At 56.4% G+C, this 18,656-nt stretch carries 19 protein-coding genes; 10 read left to right on the forward strand and 9 right to left on the reverse strand.

Annotated elements, in window-relative coordinates; all coding sequences use genetic code 11:
- The first annotated feature begins 5 nt into the window (after positions 1–5).
- Both IEW12_RS07050 and IEW12_RS07055 read left to right on the forward strand, forming a co-directional pair.
- Positions 6–1,142, forward strand: coding sequence for an SLC13 family permease (locus tag IEW12_RS07050; protein WP_188565217.1), 1,137 nt, complete (start codon positions 6–8; stop codon positions 1,140–1,142).
- A gap of 142 nt (positions 1,143–1,284) precedes the next feature.
- The gene (locus IEW12_RS07055; protein WP_188565218.1) at positions 1,285–2,490 is read left to right on the forward strand and encodes a PA0069 family radical SAM protein; all 1,206 of its coding nucleotides are present in this window, start codon (positions 1,285–1,287) and stop codon (positions 2,488–2,490) included.
- A gap of 48 nt (positions 2,491–2,538) precedes the next feature.
- On the opposite strand, the gene IEW12_RS07060 is transcribed toward IEW12_RS07055, so the two are convergent.
- The 4 genes from IEW12_RS07060 to IEW12_RS28780 are packed head-to-tail and all read right to left on the reverse strand — an operon-like array spanning position 2,539 to position 5,687.
- Positions 2,539–3,987 (reverse strand): TIGR01777 family oxidoreductase, encoded by a 1,449-nt coding sequence (locus IEW12_RS07060; protein ID WP_188565219.1) that lies wholly within the window; start codon positions 3,985–3,987, stop codon positions 2,539–2,541.
- On the reverse strand, positions 3,984–4,655 hold the full coding sequence (locus IEW12_RS07065) for a DUF4166 domain-containing protein (protein WP_188565220.1): 672 nt from the start codon (positions 4,653–4,655) through the stop codon (positions 3,984–3,986). The genes IEW12_RS07060 and IEW12_RS07065 overlap by 4 nt, the downstream gene beginning before the upstream one ends.
- A gap of 24 nt (positions 4,656–4,679) precedes the next feature.
- Positions 4,680–5,228, reverse strand: coding sequence for a cell division protein (locus IEW12_RS28775; protein WP_229750965.1), 549 nt, complete (start codon positions 5,226–5,228; stop codon positions 4,680–4,682).
- 36 nt (positions 5,229–5,264) lie between these two features.
- Positions 5,265–5,687, reverse strand: a complete 423-nt coding sequence (locus tag IEW12_RS28780) for a thiol-disulfide oxidoreductase DCC family protein (protein ID WP_268237229.1) — start codon at positions 5,685–5,687, stop codon at positions 5,265–5,267.
- A 261-nt stretch (positions 5,688–5,948) separates the two neighbouring features.
- Here IEW12_RS28780 and IEW12_RS07075 point away from each other — a divergent pair, with 261 nt between their 5' ends.
- The 3 genes from IEW12_RS07075 (at position 5,949) to IEW12_RS07085 (ending at position 8,697) form a co-directional block, all read left to right on the forward strand.
- Positions 5,949–6,524, forward strand: a complete 576-nt coding sequence (locus IEW12_RS07075) for a gamma-glutamylcyclotransferase (protein ID WP_188565221.1) — start codon at positions 5,949–5,951, stop codon at positions 6,522–6,524.
- 104 nt (positions 6,525–6,628) lie between these two features.
- Positions 6,629–8,464 (forward strand): zinc ribbon domain-containing protein, encoded by a 1,836-nt coding sequence (locus IEW12_RS07080; protein ID WP_188565222.1) that lies wholly within the window; start codon positions 6,629–6,631, stop codon positions 8,462–8,464.
- Between the two features lie 26 nt (positions 8,465–8,490).
- Positions 8,491–8,697, forward strand: coding sequence for an oxidoreductase-like domain-containing protein (locus IEW12_RS07085; RefSeq protein WP_188565223.1), 207 nt, complete (start codon positions 8,491–8,493; stop codon positions 8,695–8,697).
- 41 nt (positions 8,698–8,738) lie between these two features.
- On the opposite strand, the gene IEW12_RS07090 is transcribed toward IEW12_RS07085, so the two are convergent.
- On the reverse strand, positions 8,739–9,908 hold the full coding sequence (locus IEW12_RS07090; RefSeq protein ID WP_188565224.1) for a GGDEF domain-containing protein: 1,170 nt from the start codon (positions 9,906–9,908) through the stop codon (positions 8,739–8,741).
- A gap of 241 nt (positions 9,909–10,149) precedes the next feature.
- On the opposite strand from IEW12_RS07090, the gene IEW12_RS07095 reads away from it, so the two are divergent.
- The 3 genes from IEW12_RS07095 to IEW12_RS07105 all read left to right on the forward strand — a co-directional run bounded on the left by IEW12_RS07095 (position 10,150) and on the right by IEW12_RS07105 (position 12,430).
- A complete protein-coding gene (locus IEW12_RS07095) occupies positions 10,150–11,091 on the forward strand; it encodes an EamA family transporter (protein WP_188565225.1) in 942 nt (313 codons plus the stop codon).
- A gap of 10 nt (positions 11,092–11,101) precedes the next feature.
- Complete coding sequence (locus IEW12_RS07100; RefSeq protein WP_188565226.1) at positions 11,102–11,641, forward strand: isochorismatase family protein; 540 nt, start codon at positions 11,102–11,104, stop codon at positions 11,639–11,641.
- A gap of 90 nt (positions 11,642–11,731) precedes the next feature.
- Positions 11,732–12,430 (forward strand): TIGR02117 family protein, encoded by a 699-nt coding sequence (locus IEW12_RS07105; protein ID WP_229750967.1) that lies wholly within the window; start codon positions 11,732–11,734, stop codon positions 12,428–12,430.
- 31 nt (positions 12,431–12,461) lie between these two features.
- Here IEW12_RS07105 and IEW12_RS07110 read toward each other — a convergent pair whose 3' ends face one another.
- Together IEW12_RS07110 and IEW12_RS07115 are read right to left on the reverse strand one after the other, a co-directional pair.
- The gene (locus IEW12_RS07110) at positions 12,462–13,319 is read right to left on the reverse strand and encodes a carboxylesterase family protein (protein WP_188565227.1); all 858 of its coding nucleotides are present in this window, start codon (positions 13,317–13,319) and stop codon (positions 12,462–12,464) included.
- A gap of 95 nt (positions 13,320–13,414) precedes the next feature.
- Positions 13,415–14,281: a LysR family transcriptional regulator gene (locus IEW12_RS07115; protein ID WP_188565228.1), complete on the reverse strand. Its 867-nt coding sequence runs from the start codon at positions 14,279–14,281 to the stop codon at positions 13,415–13,417.
- Positions 14,282–14,454: 173 nt separating this feature from the next.
- Between IEW12_RS07115 and IEW12_RS07120 the strand changes: the two genes are divergently transcribed.
- Complete coding sequence (locus IEW12_RS07120; protein ID WP_188565229.1) at positions 14,455–15,861, forward strand: MFS transporter; 1,407 nt, start codon at positions 14,455–14,457, stop codon at positions 15,859–15,861.
- Between the two features lie 35 nt (positions 15,862–15,896).
- Here the strand turns inward: IEW12_RS07120 and IEW12_RS07125 are convergent, their stop codons facing one another.
- Entirely contained in the window at positions 15,897–16,511 is a 615-nt protein-coding gene (locus IEW12_RS07125; protein WP_188565230.1) for a CGNR zinc finger domain-containing protein, read from the reverse strand.
- A 158-nt stretch (positions 16,512–16,669) separates the two neighbouring features.
- Between IEW12_RS07125 and IEW12_RS07130 the strand changes: the two genes are divergently transcribed.
- Entirely contained in the window at positions 16,670–17,560 is an 891-nt protein-coding gene (locus IEW12_RS07130; protein WP_188565231.1) for an alpha/beta fold hydrolase, read from the forward strand.
- 131 nt (positions 17,561–17,691) lie between these two features.
- Here the strand turns inward: IEW12_RS07130 and IEW12_RS07135 are convergent, their stop codons facing one another.
- The gene (locus IEW12_RS07135) at positions 17,692–18,573 is read right to left on the reverse strand and encodes a head GIN domain-containing protein (protein WP_188565232.1); all 882 of its coding nucleotides are present in this window, start codon (positions 18,571–18,573) and stop codon (positions 17,692–17,694) included.
- Between the last annotated feature and the right edge of the window lie 83 nt (positions 18,574–18,656).

The following is an 18,656-nucleotide window of genomic DNA, read 5'->3' on the forward strand; positions in this document are numbered from 1 at the left end:
CCCCTATGACCACAGAATCCCTGTCCAGCACCGCAACAAGCCGCTTCAAGCTCCTTCTCCGCCCTTTCCAGCAAGACCGCCTGCTTCAGGTACTACTGCTGATCGCCGTCCTGTTCACTGCATTCCAGCCGGCCAGGATAGTTGCCTATCCCGGCTGGGTGAACTGGCCTACCATTGCGACCCTGATCGGCCTGATCGTACTGACTAAGGGCATAGAAAGCAGCGGTTACCTGTTTTACCTGGGCAGATATATTGTCAACCGCTTGAATAACGAACGCGTGCTGGCGATTTTCCTCGTGAGCGCGGCGGCACTCCTGTCCACGGTGCTGACTAACGACATCGCGTTGTTCATCATAGTCCCGCTCACGCTTGGCCTACGCAGTATCGCGGGCTTGCCGATCGGGCGCCTGGTCATCTTTGAAGCGCTGGCGGTGAACGCCGGTTCGCTGCTGACACCGATAGGCAATCCGCAAAATATCCTGCTATGGCAAAAATCCCATCTGAGTTTTTTTGCCTTTACCGCCCAGATGGCACCGTTGGCTGGTATCGTCTTTGTGCTTTTGCTCGCGCTGACCGCGCTGTCTTTCCCCAGCCTGAAAATCCACGCCGAAGAATCGGAAAAAAACCTGCAGTGGGATGCTCGCTTGCTGGGCTATAGTAGCCTGCTGTATCTTGGATTTTTAACCGCAGTGGAGTTCGGCCAGCCGGGCTGGGGTTTGCTGGTGGTCATCGTCTGCGTCTTTTTCCTCGCGCGCGGCATCCTGCTGGAAGTGGACTGGAGCCTGATCGCCGTTTTCGTGCTGATGTTTATCGATATCCGCCTGCTTACCGAAATCGGCGCGCTAAAGACCTGGCTGGACGGCATTGCCGCCTATGCGCCGCACGAGCTATTCCTGGCCGGCTTGCTCGGCTCGCAGTTGATCAGCAATGTTCCTGCCACCATCCTGCTAACCAAATACGTACCCGCCAGCAAAATCATCGCCTATGCCGTCAATGCGGGCGGTTTTGGTTTTGTGCTGGGCTCGCTCGCTAACCTGATTGCGCTCAGGATGGCGAATGAAAAAGGGATATGGCTGCGCTTCCACTTTTTCTCGGTGCCGCTGCTGATCGCAGCAGGCCTGGTGGCTTACTTGTTGATTTGACCATCCCCGGATGATCCGGATGCAATTGTCCTTTGCTTAAAAATTCCTGCAGACAAGATCAAGGCTTGCCTGCAAATCAGGCTTGATCTAGCGCGCCGATGAAACTAAAATACTGATCATATATACAGTATTTTGATTTATCATGCCCAAGCCACCTCCTACAGATGACATAGAACCGCAACCCCTGATCCCCATGCTTCAGGCGCGCAAGGGGCGTGGTGCGGTATCCAATTTGCAAGGCCGCTATGAAGTCCATGCCCGGGAAGACTTTTATGACGACTGGTCGGACAGGCTCGTTGAAGAGGAGCCTGGGAAAATAGACGACGGCAATGACAAGCCCCAGAGCTGGAAAACCCAGGTCGTCGAAGAACATGCAAAAAGCATACTGAGCCGCAATCAATCGCCGGATATTCCTTTCAGCGTCTCACTGAATCCCTATCGCGGTTGCGAGCACGGTTGCATTTATTGCTTTGCCCGCCCTAGTCATAGCTATCTGGGCCTGTCGCCTGGCCTGGATTTTGAAAGCAGGATATTCGCCAAGATCAATGCGCCCGAGCTATTGCAGCGCGAGCTTGCAAAACCATCCTATGTACCGCACGGCATTGCCTTGGGAGTGAATACCGATGCCTACCAACCCTGCGAGCGCGAGCTGAAGCTGACACGCCGCGTGCTGGAAGTCTTGCACGAATGCGAACATCCGCTGGCGCTGATCACCAAATCCTCATTGGTTGAGCGCGATATCGACCTGCTGTCTGCAATGGCGGCCAAGCGGCAAGCCATCGTCGCAATCACTATCACTACGCTGGACACAAGCATAGCGCGCACACTGGAACCACGCGCCACCACGCCGGCAAGGCGGCTGGAAACCGTACGGCGGCTGACCGATGCCGGGATACCGGTCGGCGTCAGCATAGCCCCTGTGATCCCTTTCGTGACCGAGCCGGACCTGGAAAAAGTGCTGGCCGCCGTGGCAGACGCCGGGGCTGTCAGCGCCAGCTATATCATCCTGCGTCTGCCGTGGGAAGTCAGCCCGCTATTCCAGCAATGGCTGCAGGCACACTTCCCTGAGCGGGCGCAGCGGGTCATGAACAGGGTGCGCGATATGCGTAACGGCAAGGACTATGAAGCTGACTTCGGCAAGCGCATGCGCGGCGAAGGCATCTGGGCCGACCTGATCAAGCAGCGCTTCGATAAATGCATAGAACGGCTCGGCATTACCAGGCGTTCAGGCAGTTTTGGCACACTGGACGGCTCCCGCTTCCGGCGTCCGCTGATCGTGCCGGCAGCGGAAAGCACCAGGAGTAAAAGCAAAAGCGGGCAATTCGATTTCTTTGATGACGGGATGTAAAGGAGAGCAACATGCACTACCAACTCGACCATCATCTTTTCCCGCAACTCATAATATCTGCAGCAAGGCGCTACGCAGCTCCGGATAGGAAAACTCAAACCCGCTAGCCTGGAGCCGTGCCGGCACGACGCGCTGCCCTTCCAGCAGCAAGTCAGCCTGCTCTCCCAGGCCCAGCCGCATGGGGAAACCCGGCGTAGGGAAAAAGCTGGGCCTATGGATGACACTTGCTGCCAGTTCGCTGAACCGCTTTTGCGTGACGCACTCCGGCGCCGTGAAGTTATATACGCCATCTTCCTGCGCGTGCCACAGATGCGCCATGCCGCGCAGCAGGTCATGAACATGTATCCAGGACAGCCATTGTTTGCCGCTTCCAAATGGGCCGCCTATGCCCAGCCGGATGGGCAGCAGCATCATGGGCAGCGCGCCCTGCTGTCCAAAGACCACACCGAAACGCATGCGTATCACGCGCACTCCATGGGTTGCCGCAGCCTGTGCGGCCAGTTCCCAGTCGCGGCACAACTGAGACATGAAAATATCCTGGGGAAGATCATCTTCCGTCAATTCCCGCTCATCCCCTTGCCGCTGTATGCCGTAGTAGCCGATCGCGGAGGCTGAAAGCAGCAGTCTCGGCTTGTGCTCGGCCCTGGCGATCCATTCAACCAGGCTGTTGGTCAGATCAATGCGGCTACTCCGCAACACTGCCTTGCGCGCGGCGGTCCAGCGCCAGCCAAGTATGCGGGCTCCCGCCAGATTGATGATGACATCCACCGGATAGCCCGATGCCAGCTCCTGCATGCTGTCTATGCACCGGACCTTTCCATCAAACAGCCACGCTGCCCTGCGTGGATCGCGGCTAAGTACGGTGACCCGATGGCCGTCTGCGAGCAGCGCGCGGACCAGGCGCTGGCCGATAAATCCGGTGGCGCCAGTCACCAGGACGTTTTCAGCTTTATCGCCGAAACGGATAAGCGGAAGGCTTTCTTCTTTCATTGCAGTGACTCCCAATTGCATCGCGGCGAAGGCATCCCGCACGCCGGACAAACCTACACCAATGCCGCATACGGCCAGAAAAACGCTAAGCAAACCATACGGCTGCCAGACAAAGGCCGTAGGCTGCGCCAGCCACGCAGGCGTGTTCAATGCCAGCAGCATCACAAACGCGCCGCCATTCATGGCCAGCACAGTATGCGTTATCCTTTCGCTTGCCGGCAGCAGGCGGGTGCTGTCCTCCACCACAAAGTCCCATAAGGTCAGGATAATCTCTACGCCGAATACTGCAAGCAAGACCAGAGCCCAGGCGCCCTGCCATGTCCAGGCAGACAAACCTATGAACAAGACACTATAGATCATCGCGCGCAAGGCATGAATAGCCAACTCCGTCCGCGCACTGCTGCGCTGGGCCAGCGCTTCGGTCAGCTCATGATGGTATAGCGTATCGAAAGCGCCAAGCACGCCTTGTGCCGCCATCAGTTGCAAAGCCAATAAATGGGTGTTCATGAAGGGCTCCCTTCGGCCATCACGGCTTCTTCTGTCACCTCATGAAAAGCGCCAACCTGCGTAAATGTAGTGCCGAACAGCACATGCCTTATTTCTATGCGGATATTGAAATCTGTAGCACTGTCATTGCGATGGCACAGGAAGGTTTTTCCGGGTGTCAGGATGGCCGGCAAAGGCACCCGGAAACCCAACAGGTCCCAAAAATAGCCATCACTAGTAAAGTAGAGATTTCCCTCATGCACATGCAATACGAGTTTCATTCCCAGGCCCATGCCCACGTATTCCAGCACTTCGCCTTTTTCGCTTTCACGCATGTAGGAAGTGAACTGGATGGACTCGCGGTGATTCAGGCGGTATATCCTTTGCTTGAAGATGGCACCGCATGCAGGTTTGCTATACACCTGGATATCCACCGGAAAATCGCTGTCGTTAAAAGGGATCAAGGCTCCGTGGATAAAAGGCCTGCTCATGAAACCGAATAGCTTGCCTATCGGGGAACATGCCAGCTCGCTGAGCCGCCCCCGGTAATGCAAGGGTTTGCCCGGCTCAGGATTTTTGGCAAATCGCGACTGGATATCCGGATGCAGCTTCAGCCATTCCTTTCCGAGAATTTTCCTGAACAACTCTCCCTCTGAAGGGTGGTTTGCAGATACGGTGTGCGTATTCATGGAATAGACGATAAAGATTATTAATTAGAAAGAGACGGATGCTTTCGGTTTGCGATCATTCAGATACAGGCCTACGAGAGGCGGCAGCATCGTCGCAACAGCGAAGCAATCTATCCAGACATGGATCCAGATATCGGCGCGCAGCGAAATCAGCATATCCTGCGGGGCCCATAACACGACGCCTGCAATCAGCCAGGCCCAGGCAAAGCTGATGCGCTGGCGGTCGCCGATATAGGTCAGCGCCCCCATCCATAGAGACATGCCCTGCACGGTAGGGCCAAACAGGCTGATCCACCAGACCTGCTGCGCATGCGCCGTCGCGGACACATAACCTGCGGTAACGGCGGCATCGCCCCAGAAGGCACGCGCGATAGTATGGTGATACGCGTCAAACACGGACAGACCCGCTATCCATGGCAATAGCAGCCCCACCAGCAGATGCACGGCAACGACTGCATACATCCAGCGCACCAGCCAGGGCCGCGCTACTTCTAACTTTTTCTCCAGCTTTGTTTTTAGCTTTGGTTCTAACTTTGCGCCGAACTTTGTTTCAGTATCTGCCAAGTCATTCATTATTATTTTCCTTGTTTTGATTGCTACTCAATCTTGTCAGTTACCGAGGAAGGGGTGGCGGCTACGGCATACGTCTTCTGCACAATCAGGCACCTGCTTGTAACCCATCAGGCGTGAAAATGCGTAACGTTTAAGCGCGAATTGCCGATACAGCATGGACAGCAAGGGGCGCAAAGCCTTGATCCGCAACGGCAGGACCACCCATAACTTTCCGGCCAGCGTATACGCTGCCAGCATCGTGTCCAGCCCCACCAGGATGTCGCCATTGGCCAGGCGGCCATGCAATTGAAGATTCATTGCATGCAAATCCAGGCCTTGCTCCGATGCATCGAAGGCCGGATCGGCAATATCAATGAAGCCCAGCCGCGCATGGGTATCCCAGTGACGCAGTCTTTTCATTTCTGCAGCACAGAAAGGGCAGTTTCCATCGAAATACAAGCTCAATAGCGGGGGATTCATTTCCTGGTCCTTTACTTCTGAAAGTTAACAAATTCTTGCTTGCCACAAACACCATCCAATTCATTTATTTCTGTTATTACAGAAATTAAAGTTCATTCTGACATAAAAGTCAAATTTATTGTTATGCAAACCAATAAGAACTCTCGGCAAGCAAAGCGGTAAGCCGGTAACATTTAGGCTGGCCAAGGTCGCCAAGCTAGCTAGACTTGGCCCGATTCCGCCCCAGCAACGAATTCCAAGTAAACAGCAAAGACCTGCCCCATGTCGTTTGACACTACCGCCATCAACAAGCTGATGGACAAATTTGACGGCCATCACAGCGTATGGCTGTTTGGCTACGGCTCCCTGATCTTCAAGGCCGATTTCCCCTTCATCGAGCGCCGCCCTGCCCTGATCAAAGGCTGGACGCGTCGCTTCTGGCAAGGCTCGCATGACCATCGCGGTACTGCGGACGCACCGGGCCGCGTAGCGACGCTCACACCGCAAGAAAATGCCGTTTGCGAAGGCATGGCCTATCTGGTCACGCCGGAAGAGTTCGAGCATCTGGACTACCGCGAAAAGAATGGCTACCTGCGCCTGAGCACAGACATTATTTTTGAAGACGGCAGCAGCGTGGAAGGCCTGGTGTACATCGCAACGGAAGACAATGCCGCCTACCTGGGCCCAGCGCCCGAGGTGGATATCGCCCGCCAGATCGCCGCATCGGTTGGCCCCAGCGGCCGCAACAGCGACTATTTGCTGGATCTGGCCGCTGCCCTGCGCGCCCTGGGCAAGCAGGACAGCCATGTGTTCGAGATTGAGAGCTATCTGAAGCAATGGGGTGCCGGCACGACATAGCCGCCCAGCCCCTGCTGCCGCAGAAGATATGGGTTTGACAATAGCTGCATGCGCGGATATTCTCGGACAGACATCCAAATATCATTCTGCCGAGGCAAAACCGCATGAGCTATGAATTCAACCCGGAAAGCCAGGTCTTTGAATTTCCCAATCCTTACAAAGTAGAAAACACAGCCCTGATCTGTTCCGGTGCGGTGATGCTGCTGGCCGGCGGCCTGACCATGATACTGGTGCGCGAACGCCTCAGTCATGGCATGGACGGCAGGGCCGTCGCGGTGCTGGGCATATCGGTCTTGCTGCTGTTGCTGGGCATAGGCTTGCTGGCGCGCGCATTTACCCGCTTGCGCTATTTTTTTGGACGCAACCGCCCTGCCAACCTGGCGCCGGTGCTGCCGCAGGACAAGGATGGCGACAGTGCCGCTGCCGCCGCGTATAAGGAAACCCTGAGGCAAAACGCGATTACCTACCCCGAGCCCAAGGGTCCGCTGAACGGCCTGCTGTATAGCTGGCTACCCAACCTGATTTTTGCGCCTGGCGTGATCCAGCGCACCGCGCAAACCCAGTTTTATAATTTCCTGTCGCTGGCTGCAACCTTCATCAGCTTCCTGATCTGCTGGCTATTGCTGGGCAAGGACAGCGCTAATGGCTGGATAGGCCTGGTCTATGGCGCATTTGCCTTCTTCCAGATCATGCGGCCCATGATGCAAAAACATCGCGCTCCGGCCGGCGGTGCCGTCACCGATGCCGTACAGGTGGGCATAGGTAGCCTGATCGTGCTGATCATACTTGCGGTACTGGGGCCGGTCCTGCTGGGCATGGCCAGCCCGCATTTGTCGGATCTTGGCGAGCTGTCGATTAATGGTGTTCTGTGCGTGGCTTTGGTATGCGCTCTGGCAGGCTGCGCTGTGTTTGGCCTGGCACTGAAGAACCAGTTGCAGGCTGCGCCGCAGGCGGTAGGTTCGGCCCGCGTGACGGAAACGCTGACCATGAATGCGCATCCGAACAAGCTGATGGAAGAGCTGGACCGGATGCTGATGACACGCTGGTTCAGCCGCATTCCCAACCGCCGCTATACGCACAAGACCCCTACAGTCATCGGCGCACAAGGCAAGTTCACCGCAGAGATGCTGGAAGAAACCCAGCCGCGCCCGCAGCCTAACCGGATTGCGTCCGGCATAGGACACGCCTTATCTTCTCCGCAGTTTTTCTGGCTCACCGCGTTGACCGGCCTTGCCACCGTGTACCTGTTCGTGGGCGCTTTCGCCGCGATACTCGCCTGCCGCAATATTCTCGGCGCAGAACCGGTGGTCACCGCCATCGCCTTTGCATTGAGCCAGATTGCCGTCGGCATTTTTTGCTACAGCGCCTCCCATGCACTGTGGGGACGTTTTGATTTTGTGTCCGAACTGATCTGGGTGGATATCAGCGGCAGTTATGAGTCGGCCAATGTCCACCTGGGCAACCAGCTCTCCAGCAATGTGCAGACGACCAAGAATGTCATCAATATCGAAAGCATGACGATGCGGGTCTGGGTATCCGAGATCGATACCGTCATCTTCGGCAAGGATGAGGCGCGCCAACTGATAGGCATGCGCGGCTTGCAGGCGGTAGCCGATGAGCTGGCCAGCACGCTGAAGGGCTTTGGCGAAACCCGCTCCATGGTCGTGGCGCCAACTTCCAGCCAGGATCTGGATCGCGCCAACAAGGTCGGCGCGATGAACAAGTTGATGGGAGGACAGCAAGATGTAGCAGGCGGCGAGCGATTGGCAGCAGCCATCCTAACAGCCAGCGCTACGCCTACGCCAGCAGGCGCTGCCTCCGAGATAGCCGCCCCCAGCTACACGGCAAAAGCCCGCTTTTGTTCGCATTGCGGAGCCGAAGCAAGCAGCAATGCGAAATTTTGCGGCAACTGCGGGACGGCGCTGGGAAATCCGGCCTAGCCGTCATCTCAGTGTGAAAGCCAGTAATGCCATCTGCACCTAAAAGCGAGAATAAGCCACCGGTCCCACCAAGACAGCCGGAGCTGGAGGAATGCTGCGGCAGCGGATGCGTGCCGTGCATCTTTGATATCTATGAAGACGCGATGGAGCGTTACAGGAAGGAATTACAAGCCTGGGAAGCCGGCAAGACAAAGAAGCGTGGAAAGAAGGCCTCCGCTTCAGGCAAGGCCTGAGCCCGGTGTTTTAGCGCAAATTTCTACGAATTGCCGCCAGCTTAACGGCCGGTTTTGCTCAGCGCAAGGATGGGATCATAGCCGCAGGCAAGCTCACTGCCGCTATTGACCAGTTTCAATGGCGTCGCCAGTTCCAGCCTGTCCCTGCCCTCGGATTTGGCCTTGTACAAGGCTGCATCGGCACGACTCGCCACACTATCCAGGTTTTCTTCGCCGCTGGTTACCTCAGCCAAACCCATGCTGACCGTGTAGGCAGGAATCTCCGCATTGCCAGCTTGCCGCAGGCACTCGCAAATACGTCGCGCTACTGCCTGCGCCTCCACTGCCGTGGTTTCGGGCAGCAGCGCCACAAATTCCTCGCCGCCAAAACGTGCAAAATGATCGGTCTCGCGCAACAGGCGCGTCACTGTCGACGAGAAATGGATCAGCACCCGGTCTCCGACCGAGTGCCCGTGCTTGTCATTGATGCGTTTGAAATGATCCAGATCCATGATGATCAGGCTCATAGGCCGTTCATGGCGTTTGATGCGCCGCATCTCATTGTCATACATATCGGAGAATGCGCGCCGGTTCAATGCCTCGGTCAATGGATCCACGTTGGATACGCGGGCCAGTTCGACGTGCAGGCGGCGTGTTGCTACCATTATGAAACCGACCGCCATTGTTATTGTCATCAGGCTATAGATTGTCAGGTAGACGCTCAGGGTCTGATCGACTGCATGGAAGCCGGAAAAGTTCACGTTGTCATTAAAACCGGTGGCAAAGCGCATCAGAACGAGAACAATCTGGATCAGTGTGATGCCGCCGAAAAAATAGCTGACGAAATGCCGTTCCGCAGTTTTGGCAATCACATAGAGCTGTTCGCCGTATAACAATGCAATCAAGGGTGCAATCAGCAACAAGCGCATCTGGAAATTGGGCACCTGCAAGGTCCACCAGATAGCGCCGGTCGTGCCAACGACTACGATCAGGGACACCCGGCGCAAGGCTGGCTCATGACCATAGAATTTCTGGGTTCCTATCAGCCGGAAGCCAACCGCAACAAACATGGCCAGATTGCAGGCAACAATGGATAAGCTTTCCGGGACAATGCCGCGCAATGCAAACAATACGGTCGTAGTCAGCATAAGCAGGCAACTGGCAGCCCACCAGCCCAGGCCTTTTATTGTGGAAGGAAAACTGCGGTAGGCGGAAAAGAGGACTATCGACATCAGCACAGACATCACCGAAGACAGGAGTAAGACAGTGCGTAGATCAAGGATGAACATCTGCAGACGGCGTCCGGTAGGCCTAAAGTGTGGCTAGATTAACACCGTCTCGGTACAGGAACAAGCAAGCGCGGGTCAAGTGTACCTCTGGGTACACAGCTATTGCCTGAAATAGGCGCATTATCACGAAATCCATCGATATGGTATCGTTGCCCTACAGATAGATAAAAACAAAGAGACAAGCATGAACCAAACCCGCCTGAGCGGTCTGGACCTGGTATCGGCGATCGGCGTCGTCCTGATCTGGGGCACCAATTTCGTGGCAATGAAACTGGCCCTGCATGATTTCACCCCCTTGCAACTGGGTGCAGCGCGCTATGTATTTGCCACTCTTCCGCTGATTATCCTGATCCGCCCTCCCAAGCTGCATTGGAAATGGGTGCTCGGCTATGGCCTGTGCCAGGGAGTCGGACAATTCGGCCTATTGTTCATTGCGCTGCAAATAGGCATGACGGCAGCGCTGGCCTCCGTGCTGCTGCAGACCCAGGTTTTCTTTACCGCGCTGCTAGGCTATGTGCTGCTGCACGAAAAAGTCAGCAAACCGCTGCAAGCAGGGCTGTGTCTGGCAGCGCTGGGCCTGGCCTGTTTTGCGATGAACTACCTGCATCCGGGTGCCGCCACAGGCACCACCACCGCCCTGGGCTTTGCACTGTGCCTGGTCGCTGCTGCGATGTGGGCGGCGTCCAATATCGTGGTCAGGCGTGCGCAGAAAGCCACGCCCAATTTCGAGATCGTGCCCTTCATGGTGTGGAGCAGCACTATCCCGGTATTGCCTTTCATCGGCATGTCGCTGCTGTTTGATGCGCCTTCCACCCACTGGAAATGGCTGGCCGCCTCTTGGAGTAGCTGGGCCTCCATTGCCTACCTGGGCTGGATCGCCACCATCCTGGCTTACGCAATGTGGACCGGCCTGCTGAAGCGCCACCCGGTGAACCGAGTAGCACCGTTCAGCCTCGGCGTTCCTGTGGTCGGGCTCACAACGGGCATGCTGGCGCTGGGTGAAGTGATTACCGGCTGGCAGTGGGCCGGCATTACCTTGGTGGTCGCCTCGCTGGTTTGCGTGCTGTTTGGCGGACGCTTGATGCAGCCTCCGGCCAAGCCTGCCATGCCGGCAGCCAATAAATAGGGGATAAGCCATGAGCTATCTGTGTGATGCATCCCGTTCGCTGCTGATCGTGATCGATTTGCAGCAAAAACTGATGCCGGTAATTGCCGACGGCGAGCATGTGGTGAAGCGGGCGGCCTTGCTGGCACAGGCCGCCAGGCTGCTGCAGATACCGGTATTGGGAACTGCTCAGCAGCCCTTGCGCCTGGGCCCCACCGTCGCAGCTATCCAGCCGCTGCTCGACAAGACGATAGAGAAATCCAGTTTCGACGCCTGCGCCAGCCAGGATTTTCTGGCCGCACTGGAAGGCGACAGGGACGAATTAATCATCACCGGCAGCGAGGCGCACGTGTGCGTGCTGCAAACCGCCTTGGGACTACTGAACAGGAAACGCAAGGTGAAGATAGTCACAGATGCCATAGGCTCGCGCGACAATGCCAATAAAGCAGCCGCCATACAGCGGGCGCAGGCAGCGGGTGCCGACATTGTGACTTCGGAAATGGTAATGTTTGAATGGATGCGGCATAGCGAGCATGCTCAATTTAAGCAAATCCTGAAGCTGATCAAATAAGAGACTGTTGCGAAATTACCCTGGCGTTGCTGCGCCTCCAAGCTCACAACACACAATGGAACACATGATGGACAAACACCGGGGAAATTCTTGCGGCGCCTGCTGAAAATCGGCGCGCTGGCGCTATTGCTGCCGGTAGCGCTGGCATCGGCGTATATTGCCGCTGCCTACCTGATGGTCCTCTTCCCGCAGGATGCGCGTCCTTCGGCAGGCTCGCCCCGCATTGAGGCATATGTGCTGACCAATGGCGTGCACACTGACCTGGTGTTTCCTATAAAGTCAGCAGTAATCGATTGGGAGCAATACTTCCTCAGAAAGGATTTCATTGCGGTACCGGCCAGTGCAAACTATATCGCCATAGGCTGGGGAGACCGCGATTTTTACCTGAACACACCCGAATGGAAAGACCTGACCATTGCCCGCGCCTTGGGGGCAATAAGCGGACAGCATGCAACGCTGCTGCATGTGACCTATCTGGATAAATCCGACTTGCGGCAATATGCGTACCGGCTGGCGCTGGATGAAAAAAATTACCGGGCACTGGCCGATTACGTGCTGGCTTCCAGCGTCATCATCGGGCAGCAGGCAGTACCTGTGGCGGGCAGCCACTACAGCCGACAGGATGCCTTCTATGAAGCGCGCGGCAGATACAGCATGTTAAATACCTGCAATTCCTGGGTGGGCAGCGGCCTGCAGCGCGCCGGTATCAAAGTCAGCCGCTGGACACCTTTCGACACGCTGGTGACCTGGCATCTTGCGCCGTATTTTGCACCGCCTACACCGGAATAAGCCGGACTAGCTTACGCCCTCGCCGGTTCAGCTAGTCGGCCTTGCGCTGCGCAAACAGCCATTCGCGCCAGCGCAGATCCAGCAACATGTCTGCCGGAACCCTGTGTTCCATCCCTTCATACTCACGAAAATATACGTGCTTTGCCCCCGCCTTCTGCAATGCTGCGAACATCGCCCGGTCCGGTGGTATGGGGTTCTCCGTATCGGCATTGCCATGCACGATGAGCACTGGAACGTCTTTCAGTTGCAGCGCCGTGCTGCGCTCCGGCGGGATGCCGGAGTACGCTACCGATGCGGCAAATTTTCCGGGGCTGTGCAACAGCAGGTTCCATGCGGCAGAGGCGCCCATGGAAAAACCGCTCAGGTAGATGCGCCGGGTATCGACAGGATGCTGCGCGATGAAATCATCCAGCATCTGTGATACCAGGCCCAGGGATGCTCCCGGCTGCGAGGCCAGAAAACCATCCTTTATTGATTCACTATAGTTGGCACTACGCTCAGGGAACTGCGGCACCAGCACATAGGCAGGAAAGCGGCTCTGTATCGCAGGTGCCGACCACGATAGAGCAAACGCGCCAAGCTGCGATACATTGTCATCCCCCACCGCACCCGAACCGTGCAGGACGATGACGACCGGATACAGCACTCCCGGCTGCGGCGACAGCGGACTCAGCAGGCGGTAAGGCAAGGGCTTGCCCAGTGCCGGTTCAAAAGCTTCGGCACTGAAACTGTCGCGCTTCAGCTCTTGCAGCACGGCCTTATCTTTTTTCAGTTGCGCTGCATTGACCGGCACGTCAATTTTTTCAAATTGGGAATAGTCTGCTGCATAGGCCTGCAACGTAGCCAATCCCGTCCATAGTATCGCCAGCAGCCTGCTTCGCATCTTCATCGGCATCCCGTCTCTGCACTCAGTAAAAATCAGGCCCCACGATACAAGCTTTTTACGTCGCAGCCAAGTCCGGCAAGCGGCAACGTAAGTGGGATTCAGCTCAGAGCCTGAAGGTTTTCTGCAAACGCCTGCCGCGCTGGATGATGCCTGACGTCCTTACGCCATATCAGCAGGGTCTCTACCCGGGCGATGTCGGCGGCGATAGTATGAACGCGTATGCTGTCGCCGAGTTCACGCTGCTGCAATACCGTCCGGGGCACCAGCGCCACGCCCATGCCGGCGGCGACACAGCCTATGATCGCTTCATAGGTGCCAAACTCCATTGTGCGCAAGGGCGTGCAGCCGGCATCGGCAAACCAGCGCTCCAGATGCCGTCGGTAAGAACAGCCGGATTTAAATACCAGCAAGGTTTTTTTCTGCACTTGATGCGCGGACGTTACTACAGCATGCGCATGGTCGGTGACCAGCACCAGCTCTTCCTCAAATACCGTCATTTGCTGCAGATCCGGATGAAAGAATGGCGCCGCGATCAGCGCCAGATCGAGCCGGTGCCCCAGCACTTCCTGCACCAGATAGTCGGTGGTGCCGGTTTCTAGCAGCATGTCCACTTCCGGATAGTTTTTGTGAAAACTTGCCAGTATCTTCGGCAGGCGTGCCGCCGCCGTGGTTTCCATTGAACCTATGCGCAGCTTGCCGCTGGGCTTGTCGCTGCCGCGCACTGCCGTTTCCGCTTCTTCCGCCAGTTGCAGCAGGCGGTCGGCATACTCCAGCAGCCGCGTGCCTTCCGCGGTAATGATCAAATTGCGGCCGGAACGGTGAAACAGCGACACCCCCAGGCTCTCTTCCAGTTGCGCAAGGCGGGAAGAAACGTTTGACTGTACCCTGTGCGTGCGGACAGCCGCCTTGGTGACGCTGCCCTCCTCGGCCACGGCCTTAAAAATGCGCAAGACAGACAGATCCATATCAGACAACCATTCTTAAATGAAGATATATATCTTCATTATTAATCATTTTTAGAGATGAACGCAATGTTTTATGATGGGCACATTCACCCAGGAAACAGGCTTGCCTTTGTGTTTTTACAAGCAATTCCTTAAAGCAATCAGTAAGCATTAGAAAGCATCAGAGAGCCCATATGCAACAAGTCCCTGCCAAACCTTCCGCACTCTGGGTACTGCTGGCCAGCAGCTTTGCCTTCATCATCGTCCAGCTCGACGTCACCATCGTCAACGTTGCATTGCCCCGCATAGGGGCTGACCTGGGGGCCGGCGTTTCAGACCTGCAATGGGTGGTCGATGCGTATACGCTGGGCTTTGCCGTCTTCCTGTTGTCTGCCGGGGTGCTGGGCGACAAGTTCGGCCCCAAGCAGGTGTTTCTCGCTGGTTTTTCCCTGTTCCTGGCGGCGTCGGTCGCCTGTGGACTGGCGCCCAGCAGCATGGTGCTGAATATCGCGCGCGCCATTCAGGGCATAGGAGCGGCGCTGCTGGTGCCCAGCTCGCTGGCTATCCTGAACTACAGCTATGCGCATGACAAAAAACAATTGGCCAAGTCCATCGCCCTGTGGACCGCAGCGGGTGGCGTATCCATCGCCGCCGGTCCTGTGGTCGGCGGCCTGCTGCTATCGGTCGGCGGCTGGCGCAGCATCTTCTGGGTGAATGTACCAATTTGCATACTGGGATTTTTGCTGACCTGGTTCAGCGTGCCCCGCATACCGCGCGCAGAACACGGCAAGTCGTTTGATATTGCAGGCCAACTGCTGGCAATCGCTGCCCTCACCGGCTTTATCGGTGCAGTGATAGAGGTGCATGCGCTGGGCTTGTCGCATCCCCTGGTGCAAGGCGGCTTTGCAGTAGCGCTGGTGGCCGGCGCACTATTCCTGATCGTGGAAAACAAGGTGGCGTCGCCTATGCTGCCGCTGCCGTTATTCCGTCAGGCGGCGTTTTCGGGCGCGGTATTGTTTGGTGTACTGGTGAATTTTTCCTACTATGGCGTGATCTTCGTGCTGAGCTTCTACTTCCAGAAAATACGCGGCTATTCCGTAATGGAAACCGGTCTGGCTTTCCTGCCTCTGACCGGAACCTTTATCTTTTCCAATATCGCCAGCGGCAAAGTGACCGCGCATTTCGGCTTGCGCATGCCCATGATCGCTGGCGGCCTGATATGCTGCAGCGGCTATGCCTTGTTGGCCATGGGCATAGGCGTGGGCTCGCAGGCTGGTTTTGCGGGCATGGTGCCGGGGCTGATGCTGATCCCGGCAGGCATGGGCCTGGCAGTGCCGGCGATGACGACCTCCATCCTGTCCAGCGTGCAAAAAAGCATGGCGGGCACTGCCTCAGCCGTATTGAATGCCGCACGCCAGGTGGGCGGCGCGATGGGTGTCGCCGTGTACGGTGCGATGGTTAGCCTGGGAACGAATGCCCAGATCAGCAATGGCGTAGTCCATACGCTGATTGCCTCGTCGATATTATTGCTGATGGCAGCATTCCTGGCCTACCGTACGGCCAAGAATGCGCATGAACTTCCGCATCAGTTACCTGCATGAACCAAGCGTACGAACCTCGGCCAAAGCCTGTAAGTTCAGCCGCGCTCCCGCGCACGGAACGCGGCAACCTTCATCCGGTTGCCGCAAAGCGCCATGCTGCACCAGCGCCGCTTGTGTGATTTGGTGCGGTCGTAGAACCACATCCTGCATTCCGGGTTTTCACATTTGCGGACGAGCTCTACATCGCCATGCGATAGTAAATCTGCAACCGCCTCGGCAACCGGCACCAGCAGATCTTCCAATGTCTTGAGTCTGCGATAGCTGTATGTCGCGGGCGATGTCTCCTTGCTCCAGGCTAATTGCCGGTAGCTGCCGCCACGTTCCAGAAACCGGTTGATGATGGCCGGATCGCCCCATTTACCCGTCTTGTGAAGCGCGATCAGTTGCCGGCTGTTTTCTCGTAAGCCCACCGTGATGTCCTTCAATACACCCGGCCGCGAACTAAGCTCACCTGCCAGTTCCTCACGCGCATCTTCATCTGTAAAACCGGTGCGCAGCAGCCATGCCATCACTGCCGCATCATCGCTCAGGAAATCCACGTCTTCATCCCGCACGCGTACAAGAGTATTCAAAAAATCCAGGGCCGGATGGTCTGCCAACAAGGGAGCAACATTCGCCGGCTGGATGGCAACGGGTTCTTGGGCTTTCATGGGATATTTCCTGAAACATGAGATGGATACATTGTAACCACTAAAAATATACTTGACAAGTTACATTTTATAGATAACCATATAAAACATCGATTACCGGTTACAAAATAATCCATCGATGCCATCTCGCCACTTTTCTGAATTTTTTGGAGCTTGCCATGTCAACCTTGCCTTCCGCACTGAATGTCGTTCCCGTCTATCAAAGAACCGTCGATGCCGACGGCCTGAGCATCGCTTACCGTGAATCCGGTCCGCAAGATGCACCGGTAGTCCTGTTGCTGCACGGATATCCAACTTCGTCGCACATGTACCGCAACCTGATTCCTTTATTGTCTGACCGCTATCATGTGATCGCGCCGGATCTGCCGGGATTTGGATTTACCGTCGTGCCGCCGGAACGCAATTACGTGTATAGCTTTGACAATCTGGCCAACAGCATCGACGCTTTCACCGTTGCGCTGGGTCTGAAAAAGTATGCGGTGTATGTGTTTGACTATGGCGCACCAACCGGCTTCCGCCTGGCGATGGCCCATCCTGAGCGCGTGACTGCGATCATTACCCAGAACGGCAATGCGTATGAAGAAGGCCTGAGCACAGGCTGGAACCCTATCCAGAAATACTGGCAAGAGCCGACCCAGGCCAACCGTGACGTATTACGCCAGTTCCTGGCGCCGGAAAGCCTGAAATGGCAGTACACGCATGGCGTCAAAGATACGTCCTTGATAGAACCGGAATCCTACACCATGGATACCTGGATGCTGGCACGCCCCGGCAATGATGAGATCCAGTTGGACTTGCTCCTGGATTACGCCAGCAATGTGGCCTTGTACCCCAAGTTCCAGGAATATTTCCGCAGCCACCAACCGCCTCTGCTGGCAGCGTGGGGCAAGCATGACCCCTTCTTCCTGCCACCGGGTGCCGAAGCCTACCAGCGCGACATCCCCGGCGCCGAGGTCCATTTCCTAGATACCGGCCACTTTGCGCTGGAGACCCATGCAGCGGAAATCGGTACGCTGATGCGTGCTTTCCTGGCGCGCGCACTGGCCTGATCGCAGCGGCGGTTTGGGAATTGAACCGCCTCAAACGAAAACTCCCTCGTCCGCTTGCGGAAGAGGGAGATCACTCAAACCTTTCAAACCATCTTAAACCATCATCTGCTCAGGCAATACCAGCTTTGAGATTAGCCAAGAATCTGCACATTTCTGCCGCTGACCTTGCTTTGCTGAGGATTGCCATACACCTTGATGCTGCCGGACGACACTGCCTGCGCTTCCAGCGAACGGGTGACCGCGGCAGAGATGCTGCCCGAGCCATAGCTGAACAATTCTGCAGATTCTGCTGTCAGGCCGCGCAGATCGGCACTGCCTGAACCATGCAGGCTGGCCGTCAATTGGCGTACATTGCCACTGGCCTTGAAAGAACCTGAGCCGCGGATCTCGGCAGACAACTGCGCTGCATTGATCTGCCCCAGCGTTATCGCGCCGGAGGCAGACATTTTGACATTAGCCCGCTGCGGCCTGTATCCAGAGGCATCAATACTGCCTGAGCCGCGCGAGCGCAGGTCAAGGTTATTGCCTGCACCTTCCAGGCGCACGCTGCCAGACGCATTGACTGATACTGCCAGCGTCTCGTTTTGCAGCGCTGCCGCATCCACACTGCCGGAACCGTTGACCGTGATTTCGCGCAGCGAAGTCGTCGTGTAGATGACGCGCAGTGCACGGCTATTGGAAACGCTGCCGTCCAGGCGCAGCTTCAATACACCGTCGCGCACCTCGGTTTTCACCAGGGGCAGGAGATTAGAGTCAGCCTCCACCTCCAGCGAATTGACTGCTCCCATGCGTACTTGCACGGAGATCGGGCCATTCACTTCCAATGCATCCGCAGCAGCGAGTTGGCGCCCTTCGCGGACGATGTCGCCATTGCCTGTAACGCCCTTGCCTATATCAAAAGCGGTGTGGATATGGGCATCGTCATTGGAAGCAATAATGACGCAGCCGCCGAGGCCGGCGAGAACAGACAGGACAGCAACGGAAGTCAGTGAGCGCAGTAGTGTATTTTTCATTTTCCGGCAGGCAGGTTATAGGTTTAAATAAGGGTTTATGTGGGGCACTAGTAAGGGATAAGCGACAGCGCCAGTATGCCCAC

Source organism: Parundibacterium terreum (genome assembly GCF_014636315.1).
Lineage (GTDB): Bacteria > Pseudomonadota > Gammaproteobacteria > Burkholderiales > Burkholderiaceae_D > Undibacterium > Undibacterium terreum.